13 protein-coding genes are annotated in these 15,569 nt (G+C 44.4%); 11 read left to right on the top strand and 2 right to left on the bottom strand.

Annotated features, from left to right (window positions below):
* Positions 1–157 precede the first annotated feature (157 nt).
* From I6E86_RS12920 to hisC, 6 genes are all read left to right on the top strand, one after another.
* On the top strand, positions 158–1,159 hold the full coding sequence (locus tag I6E86_RS12920) for an alpha/beta hydrolase (RefSeq protein ID WP_197177802.1): 1,002 nt from the start codon (positions 158–160) through the stop codon (positions 1,157–1,159).
* Between the two features lie 154 nt (positions 1,160–1,313).
* Positions 1,314–1,565, top strand: coding sequence for a BolA family protein (locus I6E86_RS12915; RefSeq protein WP_010200621.1), 252 nt, complete (start codon positions 1,314–1,316; stop codon positions 1,563–1,565).
* A 104-nt stretch (positions 1,566–1,669) separates the two neighbouring features.
* Positions 1,670–2,938 carry a UDP-N-acetylglucosamine 1-carboxyvinyltransferase gene (murA, locus tag I6E86_RS12910; RefSeq protein WP_197177801.1) on the top strand — a complete coding sequence of 423 codons (1,269 nt, stop codon included), beginning with the start codon at positions 1,670–1,672 and terminating at the stop codon, positions 2,936–2,938.
* A 110-nt stretch (positions 2,939–3,048) separates the two neighbouring features.
* Positions 3,049–3,741 carry an ATP phosphoribosyltransferase gene (hisG, locus tag I6E86_RS12905; protein ID WP_197177800.1) on the top strand — a complete coding sequence of 231 codons (693 nt, stop codon included), beginning with the start codon at positions 3,049–3,051 and terminating at the stop codon, positions 3,739–3,741.
* Between the two features lie 251 nt (positions 3,742–3,992).
* Positions 3,993–5,288, top strand: coding sequence for a histidinol dehydrogenase (gene hisD / locus I6E86_RS12900; protein ID WP_197177799.1), 1,296 nt, complete (start codon positions 3,993–3,995; stop codon positions 5,286–5,288).
* Positions 5,289–5,363: 75 nt separating this feature from the next.
* Positions 5,364–6,494: a histidinol-phosphate transaminase gene (hisC, locus tag I6E86_RS12895; RefSeq protein ID WP_197177798.1), complete on the top strand. Its 1,131-nt coding sequence runs from the start codon at positions 5,364–5,366 to the stop codon at positions 6,492–6,494.
* A 98-nt stretch (positions 6,495–6,592) separates the two neighbouring features.
* Here hisC and I6E86_RS12890 read toward each other — a convergent pair whose 3' ends face one another.
* Together I6E86_RS12890 and I6E86_RS12885 are read right to left on the bottom strand one after the other, a co-directional pair.
* Positions 6,593–8,305, bottom strand: a complete 1,713-nt coding sequence (locus I6E86_RS12890) for an anthranilate synthase component I family protein (RefSeq protein WP_197177797.1) — start codon at positions 8,303–8,305, stop codon at positions 6,593–6,595.
* A gap of 3 nt (positions 8,306–8,308) precedes the next feature.
* Positions 8,309–9,544, bottom strand: a complete 1,236-nt coding sequence (locus I6E86_RS12885; RefSeq protein ID WP_197177796.1) for a beta-ketoacyl-ACP synthase II — start codon at positions 9,542–9,544, stop codon at positions 8,309–8,311.
* 493 nt (positions 9,545–10,037) lie between these two features.
* Here I6E86_RS12885 and I6E86_RS12880 point away from each other — a divergent pair, with 493 nt between their 5' ends.
* The 5 genes from I6E86_RS12880 to I6E86_RS12860 form a co-directional block, all read left to right on the top strand.
* Complete coding sequence (locus I6E86_RS12880; protein WP_197177795.1) at positions 10,038–11,138, top strand: EcsC family protein; 1,101 nt, start codon at positions 10,038–10,040, stop codon at positions 11,136–11,138.
* Positions 11,139–11,694: 556 nt separating this feature from the next.
* Positions 11,695–12,069: a 30S ribosomal protein S12 gene (rpsL, locus tag I6E86_RS12875; protein ID WP_011281154.1), complete on the top strand. Its 375-nt coding sequence runs from the start codon at positions 11,695–11,697 to the stop codon at positions 12,067–12,069.
* Positions 12,070–12,302: 233 nt separating this feature from the next.
* Positions 12,303–12,776 carry a 30S ribosomal protein S7 gene (gene rpsG, locus I6E86_RS12870; RefSeq protein WP_194365283.1) on the top strand — a complete coding sequence of 158 codons (474 nt, stop codon included), beginning with the start codon at positions 12,303–12,305 and terminating at the stop codon, positions 12,774–12,776.
* Between the two features lie 343 nt (positions 12,777–13,119).
* Complete coding sequence (gene fusA, locus I6E86_RS12865) at positions 13,120–15,246, top strand: elongation factor G (RefSeq protein ID WP_194365284.1); 2,127 nt, start codon at positions 13,120–13,122, stop codon at positions 15,244–15,246.
* 223 nt (positions 15,247–15,469) lie between these two features.
* Positions 15,470–15,569: GTP-binding protein (locus I6E86_RS12860; RefSeq protein WP_227680485.1), on the top strand; the 100-nt coding region annotated here is incomplete at its 3' end.

The following is a 15,569-nucleotide window of genomic DNA, read 5'->3' as shown; positions in this document are numbered from 1 at the left end:
TTTCAAGGTTAATCACAATAAGCATTAATAGTAACAACAGTAAAAGCACGAGAAATCCTTAGCCAGTAAGTACTATATTCATAGTAAACCGTCGCAGCATGCTAGCCTCGATGCTATGCATTATTGCTACATACATAAATATAATAGGATACTGGCAATGAAGGATTCAAAAAATCATGTTCAACAGAGTGAAGACACTAGTGGAAGCGCCCTTAGTAGCGTAGGAGTACATAAAAAATCTCCTTATAAAAAAGCACGCTCGCTAAAAGTTGGCGGTGCGGCAATACTAGCATTTGGCAGCATAGCCTTAGCCAGCCAGAGTGCCCAAGCCTTATCACCGCTTGCAATCGTTAATGGTATCACCTCTAGCGGTGGCGTTGGCGTCAGCAAAGATATCTTGTATGGTGATGAGCCGTCACAAGACTTAGATATTTATTATCCTAAGCCGCTCGCAAAGGCCATGAAAGATCAAAGCGCTATTAATATTAGCTACCCGATGGTGGTGTTTGTACATGGCGGCTCATGGGAGAGTGGCAATAAAGAACAATATGCCTTTGTCGGTCAAAGTTTGGCGCAAGCAGGGTATGTCACCGCAGTGATCAATTATCGTAAAGCGCCTGAGCATGTCTATCCTGACTATGTCAAAGATGCGGCGCAGGCTATCGCTTGGAGCATTAATAATGCGGCAAGTCTACACGCTGATCCCTCGCGTCTTGCGGTAATGGGACACTCGGCTGGCGCGTTCAATGCCGTTGCTGCCGTATCTAACGAAGACTTTTTGGCCCCTTATGGTATTAAGCCAACAGACATCGCCACAGTGGTAGGTATTGCAGGGCCTTATAGCTATGATTTCCGTAAGTTCGATAGTGCGACAGCCTTTGCTCCAGATGCGACCCCAGAGCAGGTGATGCCAGATCGTCAGATTAAGGGTAAGCAGCCACCCTATCTATTACTGACGGCCGAAAAAGACAAAATAGTCTATGACACTAATACGACTAAGATGACAGCTGCACTGAAAAACGCAGGCGTTACAGTTGAAACTGGCGTAATCGAGGGTGCCAGTCATGCGACCAGTATTGGGGCAATGGCACCGCCACTACGCTGGGTCAACGATGTGCGTGCGCAAGTGCTCACGTATTTGGACAAAGCGCTTAAGTAGATTTGAACGCCTAATACATCAAAACTGATGTGCGGAGTTATAAGCTCTTGTGTGCGTTCATACCAGTTCAGTAAGACAGTACTGTAAGATACGCAAACTCTTGTTATAATGTCGCCATTCAAACAAGAAATCTCTATATAAGACAGGATATTTTATGAGCATGAACGCTGACGATTTGATCGCATTTTTACAGACTCACTTCCCAGACGCTTTTATTCAAGCTGCCAATCAAGGCAACAAGTTTGACGTGCGCGTGGTCGATGCCAGCTTCGAAGGCAAACGCGCCGTTCAACGTCAGCAAGCAATATACGCACTCGTCAATGATAAAATAGCCAGTGGCGATATTCACGCATTAAATATTCAAGCACTAACGCCTGCTGAGTGGGATGTTCAATCAAAAGGCTAAACGGCTCTCTATACAACTGACTCCACTAGGCTGACTGATGAAATAGTCGGTCTCGCCATGTCAGTTTTTACCATTTCTTATACTCATTGCTAGGTTGTCACCTCATGGATCAATTTTTAATCACTGGTAGTAGTCGTATCGCAGGGGAAGTTACTATCTCAGGCGCCAAAAATGCCGCTTTGCCATTACTTGCAGCTATGATACTGGCCGAGACCCCAACCACATTGCATAATGTGCCGTCACTACAAGACGTGCGAACATTGATTGAATTGATCGGTGGCATGGGTATCGATATTCAAAAACAGGGCGATACCGTCACTTGCGACACCAAAAATATCGATAATTTCTATGCACCGTATGACTTGGTCAAAACCATGCGCGCATCGATTTTGGTACTGGGTCCATTGCTGGCACGTTTTGGCGAGGCAGAAGTCTCATTGCCAGGCGGCTGCGCTATTGGGTCACGCCCTGTTGATCAACATCTAAAAGCCTTTGAGGCGATGGGTGCTGAGATTAGCGTCGAGAACGGCTATGTAAAAGCGCAAGCCCCTAAAGGCGGCAAGCTATTAGGCTGTAATTTCTCCTTTGACATGATCACTGTTGGCGGTACTGAAAACGTCATCATGGCAGCTGCGCTTGCCAAAGGTACGACTGTGCTAGGTAACTGTGCATTAGAGCCTGAAGTGGTTGATTTGGCCAATATGCTGGTTGCGATGGGTGCCAAAATAAGCGGTATTGGTACGTCAACGATGACCATCGAAGGGGTAGAGCGTCTACATGGCTGTGAGTATTCAGTCGTACCTGATCGTATCGAAACAGGCTCATACCTTGCTGGTGCCTTGATGACACGAGGTGATGTATTGACCAAAAACACTTCTGCACTATTATTGACGCCAGTGCTAGAGAAGTTTGAAGACATGGGTGCCACTATCACAAGCGGCGATGACTGGATTCGTGCACAAATGAAAGGCCGTCCAAAAGCGGTGGATATTCGCACGCAGCCACATCCTGGTTTTCCAACTGACATGCAAGCACAGCTGATGGCGATTGCTTGCTTGGCTGAAGGCACCAGTACCTTTATCGAAAACATCTTCGAAAATCGCTATATGCATGTTCCAGAGCTCAATCGCTTAGGGGCTTCTATTCAAGTAGATGGTCACACTGCCGTAGTCAGAGGTGTTGAGAACTTCACCGCAGCTCCTGTGATGGCAACAGATTTACGCGCGTCTATGTCATTAGTGATGGCAGCCGCGACCGCTGAAGGCGAGAGTCTCATCGACCGCATTTATCATATCGATCGTGGTTATGAGCATGTCGAAGAAAAACTACGTGCTTTGGGTGTGAATATCGAACGTATCAATACCAATAATTAGCTTAAATAGGCTACTGAAGCTTCTAGCCAATTAGGCGTTTATTAATATTGCGTTATCAATCAAAGCCCCTTTTATGAGGGGTATTAACTGCACATGGACACGATGTCATTATGACTGAGACAAGCAAACCTTTACCAACCGATGGTTTACTAAACGAAGTAAACGATGAGTTTTCAGGTCTAACACTGGCCTTATCCAAAGGCCGTATTTTAGAAGAGACCATGCCACTGCTACGTGCCGCTGGTGTTGAGCTTTTAGAAGATCCTGAGGCCTCTCGTAAGCTTATTTTTCCAACTTCAAACCCAAATGTGCGTGTGCTTATTTTGCGTGCCAGCGACGTGCCGACCTATGTAGAACACGGTGCAGCGGACTTTGGGGTAGCGGGTAAAGATGTACTACTAGAGCATGGTGCCAATCATGTTTATGAGTTGCTTGATCTAAAAATTGCTCAGTGTAAGCTCATGACGGCTGGTGTTAAAGACGCACCATTGCCCAATCGTCGTCTGCGTATCGCGACCAAATATGTCAATGTGGCACGTGCTTATTTTGCTAGCCAAGGTCAGCAAGTAGATGTGATTAAGCTATATGGATCGATGGAGCTTGCGCCATTGGTCGGCTTGGGTGATTTGATCGTCGACGTGGTTGATACTGGTAATACGCTGCGTGCCAATGGGCTTGAAGCACGCGATCATATCTGTGATGTGTCATCACGTTTGATTGTCAATCAAGTCAGCTACAAGCGCAAATTTGCTTTGCTCGAGCCAATCTTAGATAGCTTTAAAAACAGTATCGCTAATGCCTAGTACGCTGATGTTTATCATTGGTAATATCAAGCATGATGATACGAATTTTTAAACCAGTTTAGCGCGCTATGATAGATATAGCATGCTAAACTGGTTTTATTGTCTTTGCTTGCGAAAAAATAAAATCTCAGTAAAATCTATATAACAAGACATCGAATAAATCGTAATATTTGCGAGTCTTAAGCCCGTTTTTATTGCTTTGAAATCATTTAACTTTGTTAGTACTCCATGCTCAGATATAGGATTAGGTCATGCGCCAGTTAAGTACCCAAGATGCCGATTTTGACAGTCAACTAACCCAGTTGCTGGCCTTTGAAACAGTCAACGATGCTGAATTATTACATACCGTCGATGATATCATCGCCCAAGTCCGTGCTAATGGTGATAGTACAGTGCTCGCCTTAACGCAGCAGTTTGATCAGCATCCAGCGACGACGATACAAGCATTAGAATTGTCTAAAGAAGCATTGGCTGAAGCATTTGCCACGCTTGATGAGACCGTAAAAACAGCGTTGACCACGGCCGCGACTCGGGTACAGACATTCCATGAGCGCCAAGTGCAAGAGACATGGCAGTATGAGGACGAGTTGGGCAATCGCTTAGGTCAAAAAGTCACACCACTTGATCGTGTTGGTATCTATGTACCGGGCGGGTTGGCTTCGTATCCTTCATCCGTGCTTATGAACGCTATCCCAGCCAAAGTGGCTGGCGTTACCGAAGTGATTATGGTTGTACCAGCGCCCAAAGGTGTACTGAACCCATTGGTATTAGCGGCCGCGCATTTAGCCAAAGTTGATCGCGTCTTTACTATTGGCGGCGCCCAAGCAGTTGCAGCATTGGCTTATGGTACTGAGACGATTCCAGCTGTGGACAAAATCACAGGGCCTGGAAACAAGTATGTCGCCGCTGCCAAGCGTGCGGTATTTGGGCAGGTTGGTATTGATATGATTGCAGGCCCTTCAGAGGTGTTGGTCTACGCAGAAGGCGAGGCACAAGATCGCGCTGATTGGCTAGCCATGGATTTATTGTCGCAAGCAGAGCATGACCGCATCGCGCAAGCTATCTTTGTGACCACCAGTGAGGATCAGCTAGCTGAGGTGGCCATTGAGATAGAAAAAGCACTGGCCGAATTGCCAAAGGCAGATATCGCCCGCGATTCATTACAAAATCGCGGCGCACTTATATTGGTAAAAGACCGTAGCGAGGGTATGGCACTTATCAATCGTATTGCCCCTGAGCATTTAGAATTGTCTGTTGATAATCCTGATGCATTATTAGACGATATTCGTCATGCGGGTGCTATCTTTATGGGTCGCCACACCCCTGAGGCGATTGGTGATTATTGTGCAGGGCCAAACCATGTGCTGCCAACATCAGGCACTGCACGGTTTTCTTCACCGCTTGGGGTCTATGATTTTCAGAAAAAATCATCAATCATTTATTGTAGTGAATCTGGTAGCAAGCCGCTGGCTGAAACGGCAGATATTTTAGCGCAGCATGAGGACTTAGAAGCCCATGCGCGTTCTGCTCGTTATCGCTATCAGTAAGATTTTTGAAGGTTTTAGCGTTTACTTTTGATCGGTATTTTTAATAGTCTATTTAGCTAATTAGTAGGATAATTTATGAGTGAGGCAAAGATGGATACCAGACTGTGGTCCTCTAAAGCACGCAACTTATCACCGTATGTGCCAGGCGAGCAGCCGGAGCATGATAATTTGTGCAAACTGAACACCAATGAAAATCCGTTTCCACCGTCGCCAAAAGTCGCGGAAGCCATCGCCAAAGTACTCGTGCAGCAAGCTGAAGAGCTGCGTTTGTACCCAGCGCCTGAGTCTAATGAATTACGTGCTGCACTGGCACAGTCATATGACCTTGATATCAATCAAGTATTTGTGGGTAATGGTTCAGATGAAGTCCTGGCGCTGATATTTGCCAGCTTCTTCTTAAAAGAGCGACCACTACTGTCACCTGATATTGGTTATAGTTTTTATCCTGTCTATGCCCAGACCTTTGGCATAGAGCTTATAAAGATTCCATTAGAAGAAGACTTCAGTATTGATCCTGATACGTATCGCCAGCCTTGTAGCGGTATCATCATTGCCAATCCCAATGCCCCAACTGGGCTGCTATTATCACTTGCCGATATTCGTAAACTGGCAAGTGAGCACTCGAATGCTGTGATCGTGATTGATGAGGCTTACATCGACTTTGCTCAAATAGAAGAGGGTGATATAGGCGCTCAAGTCTCAGCAGTGAGCCTAATAAATGAGTTTGACAATGTCATTGTGACCCAAACCTTTTCAAAATCGCGGTCGCTTGCAGGTTTGCGCGTCGGTATGGCGTTTGGTAATGCGTCATTGATTGAAGCACTGACACGTATGAAAAACAGCTTTAATAGCTACCCATTAGATAAATTGGCGCAAGCTGGGGCGACTGCCAGTGTCTTAGATCATGAGTATTTTGAGCAGACTCGCCAGCAAGTTATCGATTTGCGCACAGTACTGACAGCTGATTTGACTGAATTAGGCTATAAAGTATTGCCATCACACGCCAACTTTGTTTTTGCGCGACCCAAAGATGGTGAAGCGCGTGATGTGGCCAGTACGTTACGTGAGCAAGGCATTATTGTCCGTCATTTTGATAAGCCACGTATCGCAGAGTACCTACGTATCACCATTGGTACTGCTGAGCAAAATCAGCGTTTGATCGACGCGTTGAAAGAGCTGCAAGCAAGTGCTGAGACGGTAGAATAAGTATCAAGAATATAAAGAAGTGTCAATAAGCATGAAAATAAAGCCTGCCAACGTTATGTTTGGCAGGCTTTATTTTTAGTTACTTTTTTTGAAAATGCTTAATGTTGATTGCTTAGATTATCTTGAGTCAGTACTGCTAGTAGGTTACCCACTTTATCTAAGCATTCTTGATATTCTGCATCGCAGCTAGAGGCAACCGTGATACCGCCTCCTGCCCATAAGCTGACCATTTTTTTGTCATCAATGGAGCTGCTGTTAGCTTGTAGGGTACGAATGAGGACGTTCCATTGACCGCTGCCATCAAAATTCATATAGCCCATGGTGCCGCAATAGGCTCCGCGCGGCACAGATTCCAATTCAGCAATAATCTCAACAGCACGCTTTTTGGGTGTACCAGTGATAGAGCCCGCTGGCAAACTGCCAAATAACACGGTCAGCGGATGTGTCTCGGCTTTTAGTTCAGCGGTGATGGTGCTGACCATATGATGCACGTTGCTAAAGCTCTCAATCGCAAACAGCTGTGGCACTTTTACGCTACCTATCTTGGCATACTTGCCCAAATCATTACGTAACAAATCCACGATCATCACGTTTTCAGCACGGTCTTTTTCGCTATCCATGAGTGTTTGTTTGTACGACTGGTCTTGCTCGTCAGAGCTGCCACGAGGCATAGTGCCTTTGATAGGCTTGGTCAGAATATGATGTGTGCCAGTGCCCTTGTCTTTAGTGAAAGTAAAAAACAACTCAGGCGAACAGCTCAATAGCTCAAAATGGTTAGGGTTTGCATTAGCGTGATTATGATTTAAATCCCCAATATCAAGGCCATCGATGCTTAAGTAACCGGCGAAAGGTGCTTGTGTATTGCGATGTAGTGCAGGCAAATAATCGATAAGCGCTGAGTTGGATTGGCGAGAGTCATTATTTGAGGGCAGCCAGCCAAACCATTCTTGTGTCAGATTGATCTGATAACAGTCGCCTTGCTGTAGGTAGTTCTGAGTTTGTTCAAAGGCTTGTTGGTAGTCACGTTTGTGCCATCGTGCATCTAGAATCACAGGGCTTGTATTGGATATAGTGTCAGATTGTCTGTGATTAAGAGAACTATCAGACAGATTTTTATCTAGCTCATCTAGATAAGAGATAAGCACCGATACAAGAAGGCTCTCATTAGTGACGCCATTATTATCGTCAAGGGTTCTAATGACCATTAATTCCCAACCGAGAGCATGGTCTACTGAAGGTGTCAGATAAATATCATAGTGCCCTAATGAGGCACAAGGCTGCGTTGCTAACTCAATACTATCTGCTGGACTCAATTCATAAGCGGCCATATCGTAACCGATATAGCCTATCAAGCCATGAGAGTAGATAGATTGAGAGTTTGCCCCGCTACTTGATTTATTAATTGTATTTGATGAAATGCTGTCAGCTTCACAGGCATTGCTGTAAGTAATAAGCGCATCTTGCCATGCGAGATAGCTCATAAATGTTGTCGTAATGACATTATCATTACGAGAGCAAGTCTCACGGCAGGTTTTGATGACTTTGTAGGTATTTGATGGCGATTCAGAAGGTTGGTTGTCAGCAGGATACACCAACCAACTGACTTTAGGGAGCAGGCCAATCACTGGTTGGTTATCATTATCTAGCCAGACTAATTGCCAGTTTGCTTGGTTATCCTGCTTGGATAAATGACGCTGCAGGTGCGGCATCAGCTCGGCTGCCGTCAAGTCACCAAAACGCCAGCTACGATGAATAGCTGGCGATGGCACAGAATCTGTCTGCTCAGTGGTATGTTGATTTGGTACGAGCATGATTTAAGCGTCAAACTTTTTGATGATTAGTGTGGCATTCGTACCACCAAAGCCAAAGCTGTTACTCATTAGCGTCTTAAGGTTGGTCTCGCGCATCTCAGTGACGATATCGAAACCTTCAGCCGCAGGGTCTAAGTTGTCGACATTGATACTAGGCGCAATAAAACTGTCCTGTAGCATCAGTAGGCAATAAATCAGCTCTTGAGCACCAACAGCGCCCAAACTGTGACCTGTCATCGATTTGGTTGAGCTGATAGCGGGTACTTTACTTGGGTCATCGCCGAATACTTTTGCAATAGCTTTAAGCTCAGTAATATCGCCTAGGGGCGTACTAGTACCATGACTATTGATGTAGTCAACGCTTTCTAGACCAGCTTCTGCTAGTGCTTGTTGCATACAGCGCACTGCACCTTCACCACTTGGTGCAACCATCTCTGCACCATCAGAGCTGGCACCGTAGCCCACGATTTCGGCCAAAATATTGGCACCGCGTGCTTGAGCATGTTCTAGACTTTCGACCACAACCATCGCGCCGCCCGCCGCAATCACAAAGCCATCACGATCTTTGTCATAGGCTCTTGAAGCCAGTGTTGGCGTGTCATTGTACTGAGTGCTGACCGCGCCCATCGCATCAAACATACAAGACTGCGTCCAATGCTCAGCTTCACTACCACCAGCCAGTATCACATCAGCTTTGCCCAATTGGATAAGCTCGGCGGCATGACCGATACAATGCGTTGACGTCGCGCAAGCAGAGGCAAGTGAGTAAGAGACCCCTTGGATTTTTAGCCCCGTTGCTAACGCCGCTGATACTGAACTGCCCATGGTCTTTGGCACTGCCATGGCACCGACACCGCGCAGACCTTTTGCACGCATGGCATCTACAGCATTAATGATGTTTTCGGTTGATGCACCGCCTGAGCTTGCGACCACACCCACTCGCGGGTTATGGTTGATGGTTTCAAGTGACAATCCTGAGTGCTCAATGGCATTTAACGCACTGACATAGGCATAGAGGCTGGCATCACTAAAAAAGCGTTTGAGCTTACGGTCGATACCACTGGTATCTAGCTCTGACTGATTGATACTACCGCTCACATGAGACTTGAACTCATGCTCAGCATAGGACTCATTAAATGTAATGCCAGACTGTCCTGTTTTTAGGGCATTTGTGACAGTGGCTAAATCATGTCCGATACAAGAGACGATCCCTGCTCCAGTGATAACGACGCGGCGCATATTCTATTCCTTATGAGTAACGATTTGCTGATAATAACAGGCAATAATCGTTGTAAATCTATGTATGATATTTAGGTTGGTTTGAGCATTATAGGCGGTAAGATAGTCCATGTAGACAGCGATGGGTTCAATCAAAGTCACGCCGTCGTACCAGATTAATAGCATCAAATAAATGCTATATTAATTCGGTGTACAATTATGCTCTCACTTACGGCACATGATAACGTATCAAGCACTTAAAATCTTTGAGCAAATGTAAAATAATGACAAAATAGCAATCATGAGCAAGAGTAGGGCAAACATTGAGTTTATAGAGGACTGACTATACTGTTATAGTTACTTGCTTGATGCTACTTTTAGATACAAAGTTTGTGACTGCGATAACATTGTTCGCACTGACATAGCCGATCATCACTCGCTAAAATGATAGTTTAACGACTATTATTAATATTAAAATAAAATCAATTATCATCTCTACATTAAGGACATCACGATGGCAAAGCGTAGTACTCTTTCTAAAAGCATCACGACTATTGGCTCTTTTACTCGAAGCAACCTAGAACGCATGGGTGCTGCAATTGATAGCATGAATGCCAAAACAGGCAAACCGCGTCAATATAAAGCCGTCAACTTAGGTGATAAAGACTATCAGCAAGATTTGTTTCGTGAGCAAACCCTAAAGGCCACACAACAATTACTAGGCACACGTTTTGCTACTTATGGTAAGTATGCCAAAAAAGTCGTGCCAAACAGCTTTTTTCAGTCAACGGTCGATAGCGCGTTTGCACAAGTGGCCAACCTTGCCTCAAGTTGGAGTCAGCTAGACTTGCCCAACGAACATCGTTTTGCCAATATCGCCACCTTAGACGATCAACAACGTTACGCGCTAGCGACTGACATCGCCAACCAAAACCGTGCACTTGCCGCGATTGGTGGGTTGACGGGTCTAGCGGGCCTGCCAGGTTTGCTTGCAGATACTCTATGGTTATTATTGGTGTCATTACGTACGGTTTATCAATTGGCTGCTGTCTACAATAAGCCACTGACAGGTAAGCAAGGCGTCAAAATGGCCTATGAGCTACTGTCAAATGCTGATCTGAGTAAGATGCAAGAAAAACAAGCATTGCTTGCAGGATTAGGCGTAGGAAAAGGCTTACTTGATAATGCTCAAAGCAGCGGATTGCACAGCGAGCTCAAAAACCTTGGGCTAAAGAATAAAAACGTAAATTACTATGCCGAGCAAGTAGACAGTATCGCCAGCCAAGTAGGCATCGACTTAGACCAAATCAACTTGTCATGGATTCGTCGCTTTATTCCGGTTACAGCAGTGGCAATCGGTATGCGCTACAACAGTCAGCTTATCGATGAAGTCATCGGCGTTGCTCAAGCGACTTTTGCGCCAGAGACCAAACTTGCCAATCGTTCTATTACTGATGATAGCAGTAGCGAAGCTGAAGTAAAAAAAGCGAGCAATGATGATTCAGAAAACGATACTGAAGATAAAAGCACTGAAAATCAAGATATCAAAGACGACGAAGAGAGTAAGGATGTAGAAGTGTCAGAGCAGCAAACCACTAATAAGAAAACCAAGTAATAGTGAAGAAATAGTGCTGATAAGGGATACTGATAGAAGTTGCTTATAAAAGCTTAGGTGTCTATCAGCATCCCTGTCTGTCAGTATTATGGATAATCTAGATTGCCATTTATTGATATTGATCAAAGTATTCGTCAAGCAAAGTCGTCATAATGACATATTAGGTGAGTACTATTACCTTTATATAAATAACAGTGCTTTTTTCGGCTATCCAAGATGCGCGACTTGAAAATGACAATGCATAGCACCATCTAGTCTATTATCGAGTACTACTTACTAACTTTCTTTTCTAAACAATGCGTTAGTCTGCCTTATATGCTTTATTTATTGCGCTATTTTTTAGCGAAAAACGATTAAAGTGTTACTGTGATAGGCTCGATGCATATCTATTGAATGTTGTAAAGTAAAACCACTCATAAGTGGTTGAAATAGCAGCAACAACTCTTTATAATACACTGTCCTAAAAATGGGTGCTCCGAAAATCTGCAATTATTGTCAGATGGCTGGTGCATTGCCCCATTTTTTTGTTTTATACCAAACGGGAGAAGGATGCCTTATGGCAACAACTAACCAATTGATTCGTAAAGGTCGCAAAACCATCAAGGAAAAGTCAAAAGTTCCTGCGTTGGAAGCGTGCCCACAGCGTCGCGGTGTATGTACTCGTGTATATACTACCACGCCAAAAAAACCTAACTCTGCCATGCGTAAAGTATGTCGTGTACGTTTGACTTCAGGCTATGAAGTATCAAGCTACATCGGCGGCGAAGGTCATAACCTACAAGAGCACAGTGTTGTTCTTATCCGTGGTGGTCGTGTAAAAGATCTACCAGGTGTACGTTATCACACTGTTCGCGGTGCATTGGATTGCGCAGGCGTTAAAGACCGTAAGCAAGGTCGCTCTAAATACGGTGCTAAGAAGCCTAAAGTTTAATAACCAAACGTTATTAACCAAGCTTTTTTGCACTACCCAATAACTGTGCATGGGTTAGGTGTCAGCGGTAATGTTACTTTTGCATAATGATGCATCAGTTATTACTTCTAAAACATACCACCATGCAGTAAGGCTAACTGATAACTCACTATTATATTTTTGATGATATGTCATCTTTGATAAGTAGTCGATGTTGTGAATGTTAGACACTCCTGAAGATAAGGAAAATTATTATGCCAAGACGTCGCGTCGTAGCTGCCCGTGAGATCCTACCGGATCCTAAGTTTGGTAGCCAAACTGTTGCAAAATTCATCAACCATGTAATGAGTCATGGTAAAAAATCTACTGCTGAGCGTATCGTTTACGGTGCACTTGAGACAGTAAGCGAAAAACGTAAAATCGAAGATCCAGTATCTTTCTTCGAAGACGTTTTAGAAAATGTACGCCCAATGGTAGAAGTGAAAGCTCGCCGCGTTGGTGGTGCAACCTACCAAGTACCAATGGAAGTACGCCCCTCCCGTCGTACTGCCTTGGCTATGCGTTGGATAGCTGAAGCTGCTGCAAAGCGTTCTGAAAAATCAATGGCTTTGCGTTTGGCTGGCGAATTGAATGATGCTGCTGATGGCAAAGGCGCTGCTATGAAAAAGCGTGACGAAGTTCACCGCATGGCAGATGCTAACAAAGCATTCTCTCATTACCGTTTCTAAGCTACTTTTTAACAGTAGCTTGAGATTGATGGCTCACGCCAGTTAGTCTTACATTGTTTTTTATTCTATTGATTGCCGCCATCATGCATTTAGTTGCCAATAGCCAAGAGCTACTTACAACTAAGATGGCGGACATCTATCAAGATGTCTCTCCTAACCGCGTAATCTAAATGGGAGAGCATCCCAAATTTGATGCCGCACTATTCTTAGTATTTGCTCTTTTTTTGTCCGTATTAGGCTTAATAATCAGTAAGTAATATTACGAAGCTGACCGCTTTGTCATAGAGTATGAGGTAGAGACACAATACATTATTATATACACGACTTTTCCTAGGAAAACACTATGGCTCGTAAAACTCCCCTAAAACGCTATCGCAATATTGGTATCTCAGCGCACATCGATGCTGGTAAGACAACCACTACCGAACGTGTTTTATTCTATACCGGTGTTAGCCACAAAATTGGCGAAGTACATGATGGCGCAGCCACTATGGACTGGATGGAGCAAGAACAAGAGCGCGGTATTACTATTACCTCAGCGGCTACGACTTGTTTTTGGTCAGGTATGGCAAAACAGTTCGACGAACACCGTATTAACATCATCGATACCCCAGGCCACGTTGACTTCACGATCGAAGTTGAACGTTCTATGCGTGTACTTGATGGCGCTTGCATGGTTTACTGTGCAGTAGGCGGCGTACAGCCACAGTCTGAGACCGTATGGCGTCAGGCGAACAAATATAAAGTTCCACGTCTTGCATTTGTAAACAAAATGGATCGCGTTGGTGCTGATTTCTATCGTGTAATCGAGCAGATCAAAACTCGTCTTGGCGGCAAGCCAGTACCATTGGTTATCCCAATTGGTAAAGAAGAAGATTTTGAAGGTGTTGTTGATCTAGTAACCATGAAAGCTATCTATTGGGACGAAGCGTCTCAAGGCATGGAATACGACGAGCGCGACATCCCAACTGAACTACAAGACAAAGCCGCAGAATATCGCGAATATCTAGTAGAAAGTGCTGCTGAAGCAAACGAAGAGCTCATGAATGAGTATCTAGAAAACGGCGAATTGACTGTAGATCAAATTAACAGTGCTATCCGTGAGTTGACTATTGATAACCAAATCATTCCACTTCTTTGTGGTACTGCCTTTAAAAACAAAGGTGTGCAGAAGATGTTGGATGCGGTTATTCAGTATCTTCCGGCACCAATGGATGTACCGGCTATCCGCGGTATCCTTGATGACAAAGATGAGTCAGAAGGCTTCCGTGAAGCATCTGATGATGTACCGTTCTCAGCACTAGCATTCAAAATCATGAATGACAAATTCGTTGGTAACTTAACCTTCGTTCGTGTTTATTCAGGTGTTTTGACTCAAGGTAGCAGCGTTTATAACCCAGTTAAAATGAAGCGTGAGCGCGTTGGTCGTATCGTACAGATGATGGCTAACTCTCAAGAAGAGTTGCAAGAAATCCGTACTGGTGATATCGCTGCATTGGTTGGTATGAAAGACGTAACAACTGGTGATACGCTATGTGATGAGCAAAACGTTATCACGCTTGAGCGCATGGAATTCCCAGATCCAGTTATCAGCCTAGCGGTTGAACCTAAGACCAAAGCTGACCAAGAAAGAATGTCAATCGCTTTAGGTCGTTTGGCTAAAGAAGATCCATCGTTCCGTGTACACACTGACGAAGAATCTGGTCAGACAATCATCAGTGGTATGGGTGAGCTTCACTTAGAAATTCTTGTTGACCGTATGAAGCGTGAATTCAACGTTGAAGCTAACATCGGTGCACCACAGGTTGCTTATCGTGAAACGATTCGTAACACTGTTGAACAAGAAGGCAAATTTGTACGTCAAACAGGTGGTCGTGGTAAATTTGGTCACGTTTGGCTACGTCTTGAGCCACTTGATCCAGCTGGCGACAAAGAATACGAATTCGCTGAAGAAGTTGTTGGTGGTACGGTACCAAAAGAATTCCATGGCGCTGTAGACAAAGGTATCCAAGAACGCATGAAAAACGGCGTACTTGCTGGTTACCCAGTAGTTGGCGTAAAAGCGACTTTGTATGATGGTTCTTATCATGATGTCGATTCTGATGAATTGTCATTTAAGATGGCTGGTTCTATGGCCTTTAGAAAAGGTTTCATGGCAGCTGACCCAGCACTACTTGAGCCAGTAATGAAAGTAGAAGTTGAAACGCCTGAAGATTACATGGGCGACATCATGGGCGATCTTAGCCGTCGTCGCGGCTTAGTACAGGGCATGGAAGACTTGCCTGGTGGTACTAAGCAAATCCGTGCCGAAGTACCATTAGCGGAAATGTTTGGTTATGCCACTCAAATGCGCTCAATGTCACAAGGCCGTGCAACTTATTCAATGGAATTCCAAAAGTACGCTGAGATTCCAAAATCAGTTGCTGCTGAAATCATCTCTAAGTTCAACAATAAAGATGATGACGAGTAAATAAAACTTACTGAAGGTGACAATACAGCGTATATCTGTGTATTGTCATCAAAGAATACGCCAATAACTTGTTAAAAGACTTGTTATTGGTTGCGATTTTCTTATAATATCTGCACATCAGTTTGTGCAACCTTTTAACAATTATCTTAATGCGGCCAAGACAGTCTTAATAGTCATATTTATATGAGTTAAGCATTGGACCCCAAAAAAAGAGGAAATACTCATGGCAAAGGCCAAGTTTGAACGTCTAAAACCACATGTCAACGTTGGTACCATCGGACACGTTGACCACGGTAAAACAACCCTAACAGCTGCTATCGCGA

It is taken from the genome of Psychrobacter sp. SWN149, from assembly GCF_015864565.1.
GTDB lineage: Bacteria > Pseudomonadota > Gammaproteobacteria > Pseudomonadales > Moraxellaceae > Psychrobacter.
Note: the sequence above shows the minus strand (reverse complement) of the source record. Positions and strands in the feature narration are given on the sequence as shown.